This window comes from Chitinophaga sp. 180180018-3, assembly GCF_037893185.1.
In the GTDB taxonomy this organism is placed as follows: domain Bacteria; phylum Bacteroidota; class Bacteroidia; order Chitinophagales; family Chitinophagaceae; genus Chitinophaga.
Window position 1 is genome coordinate 7,836,951 of the sequence record NZ_CP140772.1, and the last position, 18,919, is coordinate 7,855,869.

Annotated in this window: 11 protein-coding genes; 6 read left to right on the plus strand and 5 right to left on the minus strand. The window is 45.1% G+C overall.

Features of this window, described 5'->3' with window-relative positions; genetic code table 11:
- Positions 1–60 precede the first annotated feature (60 nt).
- The 5 genes from UNH61_RS31060 (at position 61) to UNH61_RS31080 (ending at position 10,821) form a co-directional block, all read left to right on the plus strand.
- Positions 61–750, plus strand: coding sequence for a hypothetical protein (locus tag UNH61_RS31060; RefSeq protein WP_326995918.1), 690 nt, complete (start codon positions 61–63; stop codon positions 748–750).
- Positions 751–1,229: 479 nt separating this feature from the next.
- Complete coding sequence (locus UNH61_RS31065; RefSeq protein ID WP_326995919.1) at positions 1,230–4,322, plus strand: TonB-dependent receptor; 3,093 nt, start codon at positions 1,230–1,232, stop codon at positions 4,320–4,322.
- Between the two features lie 30 nt (positions 4,323–4,352).
- The gene (locus UNH61_RS31070) at positions 4,353–5,774 is read left to right on the plus strand and encodes a RagB/SusD family nutrient uptake outer membrane protein (RefSeq protein WP_326995920.1); all 1,422 of its coding nucleotides are present in this window, start codon (positions 4,353–4,355) and stop codon (positions 5,772–5,774) included.
- Between the two features lie 527 nt (positions 5,775–6,301).
- A complete protein-coding gene (locus UNH61_RS31075) occupies positions 6,302–9,376 on the plus strand; it encodes a SusC/RagA family TonB-linked outer membrane protein (RefSeq protein WP_326995921.1) in 3,075 nt (1,024 codons plus the stop codon).
- Between the two features lie 89 nt (positions 9,377–9,465).
- On the plus strand, positions 9,466–10,821 hold the full coding sequence (locus UNH61_RS31080; RefSeq protein WP_326995922.1) for a SusD/RagB family nutrient-binding outer membrane lipoprotein: 1,356 nt from the start codon (positions 9,466–9,468) through the stop codon (positions 10,819–10,821).
- Positions 10,822–10,896: 75 nt separating this feature from the next.
- On the opposite strand, the gene UNH61_RS31085 is transcribed toward UNH61_RS31080, so the two are convergent.
- Both UNH61_RS31085 and gatB read right to left on the minus strand, forming a co-directional pair.
- Positions 10,897–12,042 (minus strand): TlpA disulfide reductase family protein, encoded by a 1,146-nt coding sequence (locus UNH61_RS31085; RefSeq protein WP_326995923.1) that lies wholly within the window; start codon positions 12,040–12,042, stop codon positions 10,897–10,899.
- 36 nt (positions 12,043–12,078) lie between these two features.
- Positions 12,079–13,527 (minus strand): Asp-tRNA(Asn)/Glu-tRNA(Gln) amidotransferase subunit GatB, encoded by a 1,449-nt coding sequence (gene gatB, locus UNH61_RS31090; RefSeq protein ID WP_326995924.1) that lies wholly within the window; start codon positions 13,525–13,527, stop codon positions 12,079–12,081.
- A 110-nt stretch (positions 13,528–13,637) separates the two neighbouring features.
- Here gatB and UNH61_RS31095 point away from each other — a divergent pair, with 110 nt between their 5' ends.
- Positions 13,638–15,020 carry an aldehyde dehydrogenase gene (locus tag UNH61_RS31095; protein WP_326995925.1) on the plus strand — a complete coding sequence of 461 codons (1,383 nt, stop codon included), beginning with the start codon at positions 13,638–13,640 and terminating at the stop codon, positions 15,018–15,020.
- A 76-nt stretch (positions 15,021–15,096) separates the two neighbouring features.
- On the opposite strand, the gene UNH61_RS31100 is transcribed toward UNH61_RS31095, so the two are convergent.
- The 3 genes from UNH61_RS31100 to alaS form a co-directional block, all read right to left on the minus strand.
- Positions 15,097–15,717 carry a PDZ domain-containing protein gene (locus UNH61_RS31100; protein ID WP_326995926.1) on the minus strand — a complete coding sequence of 207 codons (621 nt, stop codon included), beginning with the start codon at positions 15,715–15,717 and terminating at the stop codon, positions 15,097–15,099.
- The gene (locus UNH61_RS31105; protein WP_326995927.1) at positions 15,714–16,118 is read right to left on the minus strand and encodes a hypothetical protein; all 405 of its coding nucleotides are present in this window, start codon (positions 16,116–16,118) and stop codon (positions 15,714–15,716) included. The genes UNH61_RS31100 and UNH61_RS31105 overlap by 4 nt, the downstream gene beginning before the upstream one ends.
- 165 nt (positions 16,119–16,283) lie before the next feature.
- Entirely contained in the window at positions 16,284–18,905 is a 2,622-nt protein-coding gene (gene alaS / locus UNH61_RS31110) for an alanine--tRNA ligase (RefSeq protein ID WP_326995928.1), read from the minus strand.
- Positions 18,906–18,919: the final 14 nt, after the last annotated feature.

Here is an 18,919-nt window from a genome sequence, read left to right on the forward strand (position 1 = left end):
TGGGGGTGTTTTATAATGAAAAAGTTAGAGGTTTATAATGCCATTCTAACCACATAGTTCATGAAAAATAAGTACTTAAAGGGTGCTCATTTATCCGAGCGCAAATTTAAGGAGATCTTGCGGCTATTTGCCGATGATCTCACTGCTACGCAGATCGCCAATATCAGTGGCGTAAGCAGGGTAACTATCAACAGCTACCTCAAAAAACTGCGAAGTCAGATTGCCCGTTATTGTGAAGCCCAACACCCTGTGCCGGTACCAGCTCTTACCTACGATACCAGGCAGAGTGACCCAATCTCCGATCAGGACGGCGACACGATGGTTGCAGTAAAACCGGAAGTAGACCGGATTGTTAAGCCAGTAATTTTTGGTATTTGCAGATCGGCCGACAGGCTGCACACGGAGATTCTTCCGGATGTGAGCAGGTCGATGATCCATGCTGTTACCCGTGGACGTTCCGTACTGGAAACGCAATCTGCTACTGAGCGCCTGCGCCGCTTTAACGGTCTGGTAGATCTGGGGCAGTACCGCCTGTACAGGCTTGGGCAAACATCAGACAGTCACCAGATGGATGATGTAGATGCTTTCTGGGGGCTCACAAAGCACCGGTTGGCTAAATTTAAGGGGCTGAACCGCAATACTGCGTATCTCCACCTCAAAGAGTGTGAATACCGGTTTAATCATCGCAATGAAGATTTATTTGCGGTGCTGCTGGAGTTGTTAAAAACACACCCACTGACCCTGTCTTAATAAGATATTTGCCCCGCGTCATGCGGGGCTAATTTTAATCTCGATTTAGATTTTGGTTGATGAGCACAGGCGGTATTCTTGCCGCTTGTTTATTCCCACGTGTATATATATCGTTTGTTAATTTAATAAGTTAATGAAAAGTTAAAAACTTGTTATCTAAACGTTATCGCCAACTTTACGAGTTTAATTTTTTGTTAATAAAGTTTATATTTGAACCTTGGTTAAAGTTTTTGCTAAGGATATTGCTTATGAGAAAGAAGTTGGTTACTTCTTGCTGATTTCATTGAATAAATTTCAGAAAGGGTAATCATTTTTTAGAATTTATCAAAGTCTGTACTATGCCAGACCGACTCTTCAGCTGTAGTTTATCCATTTGATATTTTGATCAAAAGAAATGACGGAAACCAAATGAATCAGGGGTTTTGCCCTTGGTAACAGGTTATTTTTTTAAGGTTCGCAACAAAATCAATTAATTGCTTATGAGGAAAATTTTATTTCTCCTCTTGTCCGTCCTATCCCTTGGCGGACAGGTTTTTGCGCAAAGTCGCGCCGTAACCGGGAGAGTTACTGATGCAGGAGATGGCTCCGCTATTCCGGGAGCCAACATTCAGGTAAAGGGCACATCCCGTGGAACTGTTACCAGTCCGGAAGGAGGATTTACATTACAGGCAGATGCCGGTAATGTGCTGATTATTTCCTTCATTGGTTACGAAACCAGGGAAATACCTGTGGGAAGCGCCACTACATTGAACATTAAGTTGAAATCTGATTCCAAAGGTCTGGATGAAGTGGTGGTTACCGGTTATACCATGGAGAAAAGGGCTACCAGTACAATTGCTGCTTCCAAGATCAGCGGAGCCAAAATTAACGACATCGCGTTACCGGACGTGAATCAGATGCTGCAGGGTAATGCACCAGGAGTAGCGGTTTCTACCAACTCCGGTCAGCCTGGAGCTAAGACAGAAGTTCGTGTTCGTGGGGTGGGTTCTATTTCAGCCAGTACCAGTCCGTTGTACGTAGTAGACGGGGTCGTGGTTTCTTCTGGTGACTTCACTCAGAACACCCCTACCCAGGACATCCTGGCAAACCTGAACCCCGCTGACATTGAGGATGTAAGTATCCTGAAAGATGCGAATGCTACTGCGATGTATGGTGCACGTGGTGCAAACGGAGTGGTGGTAATTACTACCAAAACCGGAAAAAAAGGACAAAACCGCATCAACTTTAATGCGAAATATGGTTTTGATAACCTGGCGCATAAAATCCCGATGATGAATTCATCAGAACTGTTGGCCTATCAACGGGAAGCGCTGAAGAATGCTACTAAAAAAGATGGTACGCCTGCATTCACTGATGCGGATATACTCGCTATGCGTCCTGATTATCTGGCTAATATAAATACAGACTGGACGAAAGAAGCCTTCCGTACCGGTAAAACCCAATCATATGGCATCAACGCGAGCGGTGGTAGTGATAAGACTCAGTACTACGCTTCCGGCGATTACTTCAAACAGCAGGGTATTATCATTGGTTCCGATTTCAGCCGTTATTCAGGCCGCCTGAACGTAGATCATAAATTCAATGAGAAATTTGATCTGAGCGCAAAAGTGAGCGGATCTTATACAGATCAGACCAATGCAGGTGCAGGTAACTCCTACTCTTCTCCTTTACTGGGATCGCTTTTTAACGTGCCTTATATCCCGGTTCGTGACGATCAGGGAAATCTTTACGACGGTTATTCCGCCGGCCAGCCAGGAAGTAACAGCTGGGCTGCTTTTAAGGATATTCCGAAAACTTACATACCTGTTTTGCTGGGTGGTAACTTCCCTCATACTGTTTCAAAGAATGTAAGAAAGAATAACAACACCCAGACCGTATTCAACGTAGCATTAGGATACAATATCCTGGATGGTTTGCGTTTTGTTGTAAGAGGAAATGCGGAGTTAACTAACATTCGTGAAAAGCTATGGTATGCTCCGGATTCTTACGATGGCCGCAGTTATGTTGGACTCCTGACTAATGCCAATACAAACGTAGCGCTTTACACTACCCAGCAGTTGCTGACATACAACTTCAATGTTGGTAAAGATCACAGCTTCCGTTTATTGGCTGGTAACGAATATTCTTTCCAGAACCGCATATGGAACCTGACTACAAAAACAGGATTCCCGAATGGCGCCGCGCAGGTTCCAGGTGTGGGCGCTAATATTAAAGAAGCGCTGGGAGATGAAACTTCCTATGCATTCCATGGCCTGATCGGTAAAGCAGACTATGATTACAAAGCAAAATATTTTCTGAGTGCCAGCTTCAGAAGAGACGGTTCATCCCGTTTCCCTAAAAATAACCGCTATGGTAATTTCTACTCTGTGGGTGCTGCATGGCGAATTACTGAAGAAGAATTCACCAAGAATATTTCCTGGCTGAATGATCTGAAACTGCGTACCAGCTATGGTATCATGGGGAATGCAGAAGGACTCACAGATTATCCTTATCAATCATTATATGACCTGAAAGGCCAGTATAATGGAGAATCAGTTGCTTTCCAGAAACAACCAGCCAATAGTTCGCTGAGCTGGGAAAAACAAAACCTGTTTGACATCGGGCTTGATGTAAGTGTGTTAAACAGACGTTTATATGGTTCTGTTGGTTTCTACGACAAGCGCTCTTCAGCATTGCTGATGCAGTTGCCGCTGTCAATGACTTCTGGTTATGACGTTATCAATATGAACGTTGGTAAAATGCTTAACCAGGGCTTTGAAGTAACTATCGGTGGTATTCCTGTCAAAACCAGGGATTTCCAATGGACTTCTGATCTGAATTTTGCAACATTGCGGAACAGGGTATTATCTCTGGGAGATCAGCAATTCATTCCTTCCGGTACCCGTCAGAGAATTGAAGTAGGCCGGCCATTTGGTTCATGGTATATGCCTGTTTGGACAGGAGTAGATCCTCAGACAGGATCAGCTACCTGGCTGGGACAGGATGGTAAGCCAACATCGGATTACAATTCAGCAGTAAGGCAGTATGTTGGCCAGCTGCTACCGAAAGTAACCGGTGGGTTCACTAACAAATTCAGCTACAAGAATATTGATCTGACAGCATTCTTTACCTTCAGCTACGGTAATAAAGCTTATAACTCCAACCGCGCCAACATCGAAAGTGATGGTAATAACACTTCTGCCAATCAGGCAAAAGATGCAGGCAGCTACTGGAAAAAGCCCGGAGACATTGCAGATCGTCCAAAAGTTATCTGGGGTAACGGTACCAACTCTATATCTTCTTCAACCCGTTTCCTGGAAGACATATCTTATTTCAGGTTAAGAAACCTGACCCTGGGTTATAACCTTCCTAAAGCACTGATCACGAAAACAAAACTGCAGAATGTACGGGTATATGCACAGGCAGAGAACCTGTTTACCCTTACGACGTACAAAGGATGGGATCCGGATCTGAATACCAATCCTGCTTCTCCGACCAGTACCGCTTCAGTGACGAATGTTAACGCAGGTACGGATTTCTTCCGTTATCCGACATCAAGGGTATTTACATTTGGTATTAGTGTAGGCTTGTAATTGAGGGACATAAAAAATTTAAGAGAACATATGAAACATACAAAACTCTCCATATTAACATTGGCAGCAGCTGGTTTGTTTTCTGCCTGCAGTAAACTGGACCAGGAGCCGTTGTCGTCCCTGAATGGCGACAATGCTGTAACAGTAGCAAACGCGCGTATTCTTGCAAATGGTATGTACAAGCGTATGCAGGCCCTGGAATACTATGGCCGCGATTTCCTGGTAGTATCTGATCTGGGTGGGAATGACCTGAAAATTACTTCCCAGAACTCCAACAGGTTCATCACGGAATTTCAGATGAATTACACCGCGCTGGTTTCGCCACAAACCAATACCTTCCTGAATGCTTACCGGGCAGTGAACCAGGCGAATGCGCTGATTTATAAATTGCCGCAAAACGACCAGACCACTTCTATCCGTGGCGAAGCATATTTCGTACGTGCGTTGGCGGAGATGGATATAGCAAAGAGGTATACCAGACCTTATCTGAATGTTACATCTAACCCAACAGCGCCTAATTCAGGTATTACACTGGTAACGGAGTCATTGGATGCGCCTGCAACGTATAAACCAGGCCGTAGTACCCTGAAAGAAACATATGATGCTATTATCGCTGATCTGAAAGAGGCACAGAAATCTGCCCCCGCCGGAAAATCAGAAGATAAAGCTGCAAATATTTTCAGGGCTAACCGCGATGCTGCCACCGGATTACTGACCCGCGCTTATCTTTATACAGGTCAGTGGCAATTAGTAGTAGATGAAGCCAGCAAGCTGATAGGTAAATATCCTTTATATGAAGCAGCTGCTGTGGGTGACGCTTTCAATTCAGATGGGGCTACCTCTGAAGAGATTTTTTCTCTGCGTTTTCTCACTCCTGACGGACTGGGAACAAACAGTTTCGGTTACATCTATATACCAGCTGGTAACGGTGCTAAGAGTGGTTATGGAGATGTGAGGTTAAGCGATGGATTTATGGCGTTACTGGATCAGAAAGATGCCCGCAGGGCACAGACATATCTTCTTAATGGCAGCAACTATCTGATGAAGTTCTCCGGAAACCCGGCTCAGAACCAGAATGGAATGGTGAACACCCGTATCGTAAGGATCAGCGAAGTATTACTGAATCGTGCAGAAGCATATGTTGAACTGAAGCAGTTTCAGAACGCAGTGGATGATATAAATATGCTGAGAGCTAAACGTGGTTTGGATCCGTTTACAGATGTAGCTCATATTGGTGACGAAATTGTAAAGCAGAGAAGATTGGAACTGGTTGGTGAAGGCTTTGCAATGATTGACCTGTTCCGTAAAAATGGTACACGTCTTATCTCCGATGCCAATGCGCTCCCTACCAGGGAAACCAAGCCAGATGATTTTAGGGTAGCATATCCGATTCCGCAAGCGGAAATGGATGCTAATCCTAAAATGGTGCAGAATCCCGGATATCAGAAGTAGTACGAAGTTATCATGATTAAATAGCAGGAGGCGTTTTGGAAACAGAGCGCCTCCTGTTTTTTTATAAGCTGGATAAGATGATATCAGGGAGATGTATGTTAAATTTTTCCAGATAAAAAATGAAAATAGTTGCAGGCGCAGCTAACGTTATAACAGAAATTTCCGGACAATATTAGATTGTATTGAGATTTTATTATCAATTATTGCATGTAACCCATTTCAATTTTTGAGAGTATTTGGAGTAGTAATAGGGAAAAATATTTTTAATTTTCCTATATTGCCGAATAATTAAATAAAAATTAACAATTCAAAATCTAAAATGCATGTATCAATAGAGGTTCTGACTAGTAGTGCTTGTGAGACTATATTGCTTACTGTTTAATCCACTTTAGAAGATTGTTTCCGGACCCTGAAACTATTGTTGTTGACAGAGCTGTAGAAATGCCGGAAAATTAAAATTACCAGGAATAAGTATGCGAATGATCCAATAAGTTAACTATCAAATATTTTACAAATCTAAATTGCTTATGAAAAGAGGACTACTCTTATGGTTACTTGTGACCATCGGTGTTGTGCAGGCCTTTGCACAAACAAAGCTAATCAGTGGCAAGGTAACGGATGCGAAAGATGGCTCGGGTTTGCCGGGTGTATCTGTTGGCATCAAAGGTACTGGCAAAGGTGCACTGACCAGCAACGACGGCTCTTATAAAATTGAAGTGCCGGAAAATGCCACACTTATTTTTTCTTTTATCGGGTATACTTCCAAAGAAGTACCTGCCGGTGCTCAAAGCGTTATCAATGTTTCACTGGGAATAGATAATAAAGATCTGAGTGAAGTAGTTGTTACGGCTCTTGGTATCAAGCGGGAGAAACGTACACTCGGATATACTACTCAGGAAGTAAAAGGAGATGAAATTACCCAATCTAAGGAAGTGAATTTTCTAAGTGGCTTGCAGGGCAAGGTTGCTGGAGTGCAGATCAGCAGCTCCAGTGGAACTGCTGGTGCAGGTACTAAAATTGTAATTCGCGGCGGGGCTTCACTCACAGGTAATAACCAGCCCTTATTTGTAGTGGATGGTGTGCCTATCAGCAATGATCAGATTGCTGTTGGTGATGATGACCCTATTCAGGTAGGCGGCGGTTCCGCTAACAGGGGAATTGACATCGATCCGAATATTATCGAATCCGTAAATATCCTGCGAGGAGCTTCTGCAACTGCATTGTATGGCTCAAGAGCTGCAGGTGGTGCAGTGATTATCACTACCAAAACCGGCTTAAAGAAAAAAGGTTTAAGTGTTACAGTAGGTTCCAGTGTAAATATTGACAAACCCATCTTGCCGGAGTTTCAGACTCAATGGGCACAAGGTATTGATGGTAAATATTACAATGGTATCGACAAAAAGACCTCTCAGTCATGGGGCCCGAGAATGGATACCTTCAAACTGGATGGACAGCCGTTGAAAAAATATGATCCCCGCAAGGATTTCTTTAAAACAGGTACAACCTGGGATAACAGCCTAAGCTTAACAGGGTCTACTGATAAATCTAACTACCTGTTGTCTTATAGCTCCCTTAGACAAGAAGGTGTAACCCGGAACACAGACTACTATCGTAATTCACTTTACGCTAATTTTTCCAGTCAGCTTACGGATAAATTCACGGTTACCACCAGCCTGAACTATATTGATTCAAAGAATGATCGTTTAGTGGAAGGTAATGGCGGAAGTACAACTACGCCGTATCTGTCTATACTTTACAATACTCCGGTCAGTTATGATCTCCAGCCATACCTGAATCCGGATGGTAGCCAGCGCATGTTTAGAAAAAGTTCAAACAATCCATTCTGGATTGCTGATAATACTGGCCTTTCCATGAATGTACATCGTTTTATCCCGAATGTGAGCCTGGTATATACCCCGTTGAACTGGTTAACTTTTACAGAAAGAATCGGCGCAGATGTTTATGCAGACGATCGCAAGTTCCATGAAGCAAAAGGCTCATTGGGAACCGCTTTCCCAAATGGACGTGTGTTTGACCAGATTATTAATAATACACAGGTGAACCACGATTTCTACGCCAATGCACGTAAGAGCTGGGGAAAATTTGATCTGAGTGTAATGGTCGGTAACAATATTATTTCTGAGCATTATACTGATCTGTTAACAAAAGGTATAGGTTTGTCTGTAGATGGATTATATGATATCTCTAATGGCCTCACTATTTCTTCCCGCAAAAATTACTATGACAGAAGAAGGGTAAGCGTATATGCACAGGCCGTATTGGAATATAACAGGACGTTATCATTAACTTTAACCGGAAGAAATGACTGGTCTTCTACTCTCCGTCCAGGCCACAATTCTTATTTTTATCCTTCTGTAACAGGTGCTTTTATATTCTCTGAATTAGATGGACTGAAAGGTAGTAAGGCATTATCGTTTGGTAAATTAAGAATAGCTTACACATCTATTGGTAATGATGCTGCTCCTTATCAGACAAGTACAAAATTCTATAAATCCTCGATCTCTGATGATTTCAATAATCAGATTATTCCTCCGCTCAATGGTTCCAATGCTTTTTCCTTGAATAATATACTGGGAAACAGGGATCTGGAACCAGAAAGGATCAGGGAATTTGAGGTAGGGTTAGAAACCAAATGGCTGGATAACCGCATAGGGCTGGAAGCCAGTTGGTATAGCAAGGTTAGTACCAACCTGATATTTGAAACTTCTGTATCCGGAGGCTCTGGTTACACGAAAGCTATTGTAAATGCTGGTAAGTTTACTAACAAGGGTATTGAGATAACTTTAAATGCAACTCCAATCAGGTCAAAGGATTTCAACTGGAATATCGCAGTTAATTACTCCAAAAATAATGGCGAGATTGTAAGTCTTACTAAAGGTGTGAATGCTATCCAGATCGGAGGCTTCACTACTCCTGGTGTTTACCTGATTGCCGGCGACAGATATGGTACCATCAAGGGAACCAGCTGGGCTAGGAATGATAAAGGACAAAAGTTAATTGACGATGAGGGATACCCGATTCAGGCCACATCAAAAGGTATTGGAAACATCCAACCAGATTGGCTCGGCGGTCTGACCAATACCTTCTCTTATAAGGGTTTGGATTTGTCCCTGACCATGGATGCCCGTATTGGCGGCAAAATCATCAACTTTGATGAATATTATCTGACTTATTATGGTACCAGTAAGCTGACAGCGAACAGAGAAGGTACAACAATCATTGAAGGGGTGAGGGTTAGTGATGGTAAACCCAACACAACCGCTATTAAAACAGACCAGAACTACTGGCAAAACTCATGGGGAAGTGCTGATGAAAACCTGATCCAGGATGCCTCTTTCATCAAGCTCAGAAACGTTACCCTGGCTTATCACCTTGGCGAAAAATTGCTGAAACGTACTCCATTTAAGGCTGCTATGGTGTCTGTAGCAGGTCGTAACCTCTGGATACACCATGATAAGAGCTACACAGGTTCAGACCCTGAACTGGGTACTTATGGTGTTGGCGGAAATGCGGCAGGTTTCTACAACTACGTAACGCCAAGCACCAGATCGTTTAATGCAACAGTGAAATTAACTTTCTAAACCAAGCTATGATGAAAAAGAAAATAATTATATCTATCATATCCGGAGTAATATTATTTGCTGGAGCTGGGTGTAAAAAGTTCCTTGACGTGAACTCAGATCCTGCCGGCGCAGATAAAGTAGATGATAACCTGCTTTTGGCCGGGGTACAGATCCAGGATGCCTTTAATATTTCCGGCGGCTTCCCGGCGAAAGTAACGTCTTTCTGGACTCAGCAATTATCGTATATGCAGACCCAGCCTAATTGGGAATCTTATAAGGTAATTGCGGCAGACTGGGAGAACACTTGGGCCTACAATCTGTATCCGGGAGCATTGAAAAACCTGAAAATGTTAGAAGCTCAGGCTAATGTCGGTGGTCATGCTCATTATGAAGGTATCGCCAAAATCCTGATTGCATTCAACCTCGCGCATGCAACTGATCTATGGAATGCGGTTCCTTACTCTGATGGTTTTAAGGGTCTGGATAATATCACTCCGAAATATGATTCTCAGGAAAGTATTTACCAGACAATTTTTACATTATTGGATGATGCTATTAAGCTTTTACAGGGGGCCAATACGAGTGTTGTGAAACCTGATGCCAAAGATCTGGTATATGGTAAATTTTCCGGCGCTGGAACCCAGGTAGATCACTGGATTAAATTTGCCTGGTTGCTCAAAGCGAGATATTCACTCCGTCTGATTAACGCTCCGGATGGCAAACGTACTGCGCGTATTGATGATGCACTGGCTGCTGTAGACAAGAGTTTCCCGGATGCCAGTTACAATGCCGGAGTAAAGTTTGCTACCACCTCCGGAAATGAAGCACCATGGTTCCAGTTTATTAACAACTGGGGAAGCACGGTTATGGCCGCAACACTGATAGATATGCTTAAGAAGAGCCAGGATCCTCGTTTGGAGGTAATGGCAACTACCAATGAGGCAGGAGAGTATGTGGGGCATGTAAATGGCGTCTCAGAAGGACAGGTTGCTGAATTTTCTGGTGTTGGTGATTTCTTTACCGCTGCTGACCAGACTGTTTTCTTTGGTACATATGATGAGCTTTTATTTATCAAAGCTGAGGCAACTTATCTTAAAAGTGGTTTCAGTGCCGCCCAGTCTACACTGGATGATGCTGTGAAAGCTACGATGACCCGTTATGGATTAGATCCTAATAGCCAGGCAGTGGCAGATTACCTGGATGCCAATTGTAAACTGACTGCGGCAAATGCCTACAATGTGATAATGACAGAAAAGTATATTTCTAACTTTTTATCAATTGAGGCGTTCAACGACTGGCGCAGGACTAATTTGCCAGTATTGAATGTAGCCAATAATGCCTACCTCAATATGAAGGCCGTTCCCCGCAGATTTCTATATCCAGGTAGCGAGTTAGAGACAAATCCACAACCACAGCAACCAGGTGCAATGACAGAACGTGTTTGGTGGGATACTAAACAATAGTAATAATTTTTGAGACCATAAAAAAGAAAGGCTGCTTCTAAAGAAGCAGCCTTTCTTTTTTATTTTAACCTATACTCACTTCAACACTTCCTTCAACTTCTCTTCCAGCGCCTGCCCTCTCAGATTCGCTGCAATAATCTTTCCCTGCGGATCCAGCAGAAAGTTAGTAGGAATCGCATTAATACCATATAAAGGCACTACCGCTGATTCCCAGAACTTCAGGTCGCTCACATGATTCCAGGCCAGTCCGTCGGCTTTAATAGCTTCCTGCCATTTATCTTTTGTTTTATCCAGCGATACTCCCAGAATGGTAAAATTCTTTCCCTTGAACTGCTGATAGGCTTTTACTACGTTCGGATTTTCCTGGCGGCATGGTCCACACCAGCTGGCCCAGAAATCCACGAGCACATATTTACCACGGAAAGAACTCAGGCTGATCATTTTGCCTGAAGGATCTGGTAAAGTGAAATCCGGTGCTACCTGGCCTACTTTCACTGCTGTAGGCTCTTCGCTGCCGGCATCTCCCCCGCCCTGGTTTTTCTCCAGTTCTGCAATTTTATCGGTCATGCTCTTTACCAGCATATTCTTAGGGAATCTCTTCGTAAGGTTTGCGATCACTTGTTTGTGCTCCAGGATGGCCTCTCCCTTGCTCACCTGACTGATTGCAAATACTGCATTGGCGGGGTTCTTGGTTTTATCTGCCATGATGAAAAAGCCTTCTTCGAAATCTTTTTCTTTCTTCTGGAAAGCAGCTACCTGCGGCTGGAATACACTGTCAGGGGCACTGCCATGCAAACTGTCCAGTTTACGCATATCTGCTGTCAATGCCACAGATTGTTTGCTGATATCATTCATAAACTGCTGCAGTTCTGAAGTGGCTTCAGAACCGGAGATCTTCAGATCTTCCAGTTTATCCATATCTCCGTTTACCTTCATATCGCCTGCATCCAGCGCCAGTAATATGAATTTACCATTATTGAAGCGGATGCGGTATAAGCCCTGTTCAGCCACCATACCTTTCAGCGTAAATTTCCCGCTGGCGTCTTTTACATTGGAAGAATCTACTGTTTTTACATTATCCAGCGTTAATTCTTCCAGGACTACAGTACCCAGGGGAAGGTTACTCAGATGACCTTCTATTTTAAATTCCCCTTTTTCCTTTTCTCCGGCACATCCAGCCAGTAACAAACCGGCGGCCGCCCATAATAAGTATTTTTTCATGCTACTATGTTTTTGAACATTCATTCTGACGGGTGTTTAACGCTTTAATTTTTCAGCCAGCAGCTCGTTGGTCAGGCGGGGATCCGCTTTACCTTTCGAGAGCTTCATCACTTCACCAACGAAGAGAGACATCAATCCTTTTTTGCCCCCCTTGAACTCCGCAACTTTATCCGGATATTTTGCCAGCACTTCATCTATCAGCGGCGAAATATGATCTGCATTGTGATCTTGCAGCAGATTAAGACTGGTGGCTATTTCCAGCGGCTCTGCGGACGACTGCATCATTTCCGGCAATATACGGGAAGAGGCAATAGAGAAACTGACTTTCCCCGCATCTACCAGGGCAATCAGTTTTGCCAATGCTGCCGGCGTTACCGGGAACCGGCTGATATCGGCTGAATGCTCATTCAGCCACGATTTAACCGGACCAAGCAACCAGTTGGCAGCCGCTTTATACTGACTGGTTTGTGCAACCAGGCTTTCGTAATAATCTGAAGTGGATTTATCGTCACATATCACCCGGGCATCGTACTCCGGCAAACCGAATTCGGTAGTGTATTTCCGTACCAGCTCCTCCGGAAGTGCAGGTAGCGTGGCTCTGATGCCATCAATGAATTCGTCTGAAAGTCTGAACGGCGCCAGGTCTGGCTCGGGGAAGTATCGGTAGTCGTTAGCTTCTTCCTTGGAACGTAGCGAAAAAGAACTACCATTAGACGCATCGAAACTCCGTGTTTCCTGTACCAGGGTACCACCAGCTTCTATCAGATCTATCTGCCTTTTTACTTCGCTATCAATAGCCCGCTTTACATTGCGGATAGAGTTCATGTTTTTTACTTCTACCTTCGTTCCCAGCGTAGTGCTGCCTTTGAGCCGCACGGAAATATTGGCATCACACCGCATGCTGCCCTCTTCCATATTACCATCGCAAACACCCAGGTAGCGAACCAGCCGCCGTATTTCCGTCAGGTAAGCATAGGCTTCTTCACTGCTGTGAATGTCGGGCTCAGTTACAATCTCCACCAACGGTACACCGGCACGGTTAAGATCCACATAACTGTTTTCCGGATCCTGGTCGTGCAGCAGCTTTCCGGCATCTTCTTCCAGATGGATACGATTTAATTTTACGTCGCGGGTACCGGCATCGGTAGTGATGCTGACGTAGCCACTTTTACAAATGGGAGCAGTATGTTGCGATACCTGGTAGCCTTTGGGCAGATCCGGGTAAAAGTAGTTTTTGCGGGCGAAATAGTTATCTTTCTCGATTTCACAATGGCAGGCCAGTCCCAGTTTTATTGCATATTCGGCTGCTTTGCGGTTCATCCGCGGCAGGGTGCCCGGATGCCCCATCGTAATAGGACTGATATGCGTATTGGGAGCACCGCCAAAGGCAGCACTGTCGCTACAGAACAATTTACTCTCTGTAAGCAGCTGTGCATGCACTTCCAGGCCGATCACTGTTTCATATTTGCTGTATATATCGCTCATATTCCGTACTGATTGCCACAAATATATTCAAATAATACCGGGATTTCAGGCTATCTGGTGCCAATAAATCGCTAAATTGAGACTGACATCAAGTTAAAAATTTCTTTCCTATGATCAGTAAGGCCCAGGCAAGTCAGCTTTATCAGGCGCAACAGGCGTATTTTGATACAGGTGCTACTTTGCCCTATTCGTTCCGGAAAGCGCAGCTAAAGCGCCTGAAGAAGGGAATCAGGAAGTATGAAGATAAGATACTGGCCGCGCTGCATGCGGATCTGCATAAACATCCACTGGAGGCTTATAGCAGTGAGGTCGGATTTATATATGAGGAGATCACTTATATCCTCGAAGGACTTAAACTGTGGATGGAGCCGGAAGTAGTTACTTCTCCCTTTACCGCATATCCCAGTAGCAGCCGGGTATATAAACAGCCTCTCGGATTGACGCTGATCATCGGGCCCTGGAACTACCCGTTTATGTTGCTTATCAGCCCGTTGTTAGGGGCTATTGCCGGTGGAAACTGTGCTATCATCAAACCATCGGAAATGGCGCCACATACGGCCGCAGTAACCGCTGAGCTGATCAGGGATACTTTCGATCCTGCTTATGTTACCGTGGTGGAAGGAGATGGAATGGAAGTGATTCCTGCGTTGATGAGCTTCCGTTTCGACCATGTATTTTTCACCGGCAGCATTCCCGTGGGCAAAAAGATCATGGAAATGGCGGTGCCACACCTGACGCCGGTAACGCTGGAACTGGGTGGAAAATCGCCTTGTATTGTGGATGAAACCGCGAATATAACGGTAACGGCCAAACGAATTATATGGGGGAAGTTCTGGAATGCAGGGCAAACCTGCGTGGCGCCTGATTATCTGCTGGTGCATCAGCGGGTGAAGGAACAATTGGTGGCAGCAATGAAGAGTGCTATCACGGCGTTCTTTGGAGCTGATCCGGCCACCAGCACCGATTATGCCCGGATGATTAATGCCCGTCGGTTTGATACAGTGGCGGGTTACCTGAAGGAAGGGAATATCCTGCACGGCGGACAGTTGAACAGAGACGAACTTTATATAGCCCCAACCCTGATCGATGAAGTGGAGTGGAACGACCCGGTGATGCAGGAGGAGATATTTGGTCCGGTATTACCCATACTTACTTATAATGAGCTGCCACAGGCCATCCAGGCGATCAAACAACTGCCTTACCCGCTGGCGCTGTATATTTTTACCAAGAGTAGCAAGACGGAGAAAATGATCATAGATCACGTGCGGTTTGGAGGTGGTTGTGTGAATAATGCCCTGGTACACCTGACCAATCCGGAACTACCTTTTGGCGGGGCGGGTTACAGTGGCATGGGGCGGTATCACGGAAAATACAGTTTTGATACATTCACACATCAGAAAGGAATGCTGAAAACAGCCACCTGGCTGGATGTACCAGTGAAATATCCACCATTTAAGGATAAACTGAAAATGCTGAAAATGATTATGAAATAGGCAATAAAAAACCGGGATTTGTTACGGAAGATGAATAACATCCCATGATAACAAATCCCGGTTGCCTGCAGTGTGATTATATATCTGCTTTATTAAGCTTCTTTGGTATTTTAATATCTATTGTTTTTAGACTTCCGTTGCGGTTAACCTTCGCCTGTAAAATGCCTTTGCTGCGGTTTTCGCGGTATGCTCTGGCCAGATCTGAGGCAGATTTAACCGCCGCTCCGCCCAGTTCCTGCACAACATCGTTTTTCATAAATCCTGCACTGGCTGCAGGTGAACCTTCTGCAATGTCTATTACCCGCGCTCCATCTCCATTTTCAGTATCCTGTACCTGTAAACCCAGTTTTACCCCATTATCTTCGTAGTTAAACCATCCGTCGCCGAAGCCCTGGCGGCCGCGCGGAGAAGGGAATGTAAAGCTGCGTGGACCGCTTTTCGGAAATCCGGGAACCGCAGGATAGGTACCAAAAGAGCCTCCGCCCAGATCCTTTCTTTCGTCGAGTGTAACAGCTGCCTTAGTGGATTTTGAATTTCGTGTGTACGTTACCGTTATTTTGTCGCCTGGCTGGTGTTTACCGATTATCTCAAACAATTGGGCAGGCTCATTGATGTTTTCGTTATCAATAGCTGTAATAACATCGCCTGTTTTAATCCCTGCTTTATCGGCCGGAGTGCCTTTGGCTACTGATTTCACGGTAACGCCGGCAGCACCGGTTTTTCTGTGATCACGCCGAGTATGGCCTTATTCATGGTAACAGGCGCGCTGTCGTCGCCTTCATCATTGAAAAGATTGAAACGATCCTGCGGATTGTTGCTGTCGAAGCTAAAAACATTTCCATCGCGGGGTGTTATTTTCCTGCGGAAAACAGAAATGTCCGGATCATCATACTGGTCAATCTTTTTCCCGTCAACAAGTATATCACCATCCCTGATCTCCACCGTCACCTTACCATCTTTGTTACTTTTATGTTTGATCACAATTTCATCGAATTCCCCCAGCTTGTCTTTGGGAGCTTCTTTGCTTTGTGCAGATACCGTACTCATAGTAAAGCACGAAATACCCGCCAGCGCGAAAATTTGAAGTAACCTGGTCATATTACTTTACTGTTTTGTTGGTTAAATTTAAGCTAATGCAGCAAAAATAAAGGGCAGAGCAGGAAAGGAAAAGTTAAAAAAAGCGGTTGGCCTTTCATAAAACGCAGTGGAGATCACAATATCAGCATATTATGATCTCCACTGCATTTACTTAATGACTCACCACTACAGGCTGATAGCTTTCTTTACTTCGGCTACTACCTGGTCGAGTTTGTCAATATTCTGACCGCCGGCGGTAGCGAAGGATTTCTGACCGCCGCCGCCGCCCTTGATGAGCGGAGCGATTTGTTCTTTAATGAGTTTGGGTGCTTCCCAGCCTCTGCTTGCAACAAGTTTTTCATCGATGCTCAGGGCTACACTGGCTTTGCCGCCTATGTTTGCAACGAATACCAGCACGTGGTCCGGAATATCGTTTTTCAGCTGCATGGCAAGTTGTTTCAGACCTTCAGCATTGCTGACGTTCACTATACGGCCCAGGAAGTTTACTCCGTTGATCTGTTCAGCTTCTCCGCGTAATCCGGCAGCCAGCGCCCTTACTTTCTCCAGTTCCATTGCCTCCAGCTGTTTTTCGAGCGCAGTTTTGTCCTGTAGCAGGGTTTCAACGGTTTTTACCAGCTCCTTCGGATTCTTCAAAGCAGCTTTTATGTCTTTAAGTTGTTGCAGTTGTTCATTCACAAATGCTTCGGCCCTGGCGCCGGTAACGGCTTCAACGCGGCGAACACCTGCTGCCACAGCTCCTTCGGAAACAAATTTAAATATTCCCAATTCACCGGTAGAGCTGATATGCGTACCTCCGCAAAGTTCCACACTATACGCCGGATCGATCACCACTACCCGTACCACATCGCCGTACTTTTCACCAAACAGTGCCATAGCGCCCAGTTTAAGCGCTTCTTCCTTAGGCATTTCCCGGATCACTACCGGGATGTTCTCACGGATCTTCCTGTTTACAATGGCTTCTATCTGCGCCAGTTCCTCATCGGTTACTTTGGCGAAGTGAGAGAAGTCGAAACGGAGGGCTTCCGCATTCACCAGGGAGCCTTTCTGGGCTACGTGTGTACCCAATACCTGCCTTAATGCCGCATGTAACAGGTGCGTTGCCGAGTGATGGCGCTCTGTGTTGTGGCGTTTATCCTTGTCTACACGCGCTTTTACAGCAGCTGCTGGCTGTGCTGGCAGCTTGTCTGCAAAGTGTATGGTGAGGTTGTTTTCTTTTTTAGTGTCGGTAACATGAATGGTTTCATCGCCGAATTGCAGGGTGCCGGTATCTCCCACCTGGCCACCGCTTTCAGCATAGAAGGGAGTCTGGCCCAGTACCAGCTGGAACTGCTCTTTGCCCTTTGCTTTCACTGTACGGTATTTCAGCAACCTGGTGGTGCTTTCCAGTTCTTCGTAACCAACGAAAACCGAGTTAGGAGTTTCGTCCAGTATCACCCAGTCGCCCATATCCAGTTCTGTGGCTGCGCGGGAGCGGTTTTTCTGTTCCTGAAGAGCTGCATCAAAGCCTACCTTATCCATTGTGAATCCATGTTCTGCAGCAATGAGGCTGGTAAGATCATAAGGGAAACCATAGGTATCATACAGCTCAAATGCTGCTTTGCCATCCACAGTTTTTGCTGTTGCATTCCGGATATAGTCTTCCATACGACGTATGCCGCTTTCCAGGGTACGGAGGAAGTTATTTTCTTCCTCAAACACCACTTTCGTCACGAAGTCTACCTGCTGTTGCAGTTCCGGGAATACATGTGAGAACTGCGCTGCCAGCACGGGTACGAGGTCGTGCAGCAATGGTTTCTTCACATCCAGGAAGGAGAAGTAATAACGCACCGCCCTGCGGAGAATGCGACGGATCACATAGCCGGCGCCGGTATTGGAAGGCAGCTGGCCATCGGCAATGGTAAAGGAAATGGCCCGGATATGATCAGCGATCACACGGAATGCCACATCTTTTTTATCATCTGTGCCTGTATATTTTTTACCGGTCAATCCTTCTGTGGTATGAATGGTACCCATGAAAAGGTCGGTATCGTAGTTGGAGGTTTTACCCTGTAATACCCTTACCAGGCGCTCCAGGCCCATACCGGTATCAACGTGCTTAGCAGGCAACAGCTCCAGCGATTTATCCTTTAACCGGTTAAACTGCATGAATACGTTGTTCCAGATCTCAATCACCTGGGGATGATCAGCATTCACGAGAGTTTTACCGTCTACCTGCGCTCTTTCGGCATCCGGGCGACAGTCCACATGAATCTCGGAGCAGGGACCACATGGTCCGGTATCTCCCATCTCCCAAAAATTATCTTTTTTATTACCCAGCAGGATACGATCTTCAGAAATATGTTCTTTCCAGAAGTTATATGCCTCTTCGTCTTTAGGCAGGTTTTCGCTGGCATCTCCCTGAAAAACAGTGACATAGAGTTTGTTTTTCGGGATTTTGTATATCTCCGTCAGCAACTCCCAGCTCCAGGCAATGGCTTCTTTTTTAAAATAATCGCCAAAGCTCCAGTTGCCGAGCATTTCAAACATAGTATGATGATAAGTATCAATACCTACTTCTTCCAGGTCGTTGTGCTTGCCGCTTACCCGCAGGCATTTTTGCGTATCCGCCACCCTGGTATGGGGAGGAACGCGGTTGCCCAGGAAATAATCCTTGAACTGGTTCATACCCGCATTGGTGAACATCAGGGTAGGGTCGTTTTTTATAACGATGGGGGCAGATGGGACAATCTGGTGGCCTTTAGACGCAAAAAAGTCCAGGAATTGCTGTCTTATTTCAGATGCTGTCATAAATATTGATGCGA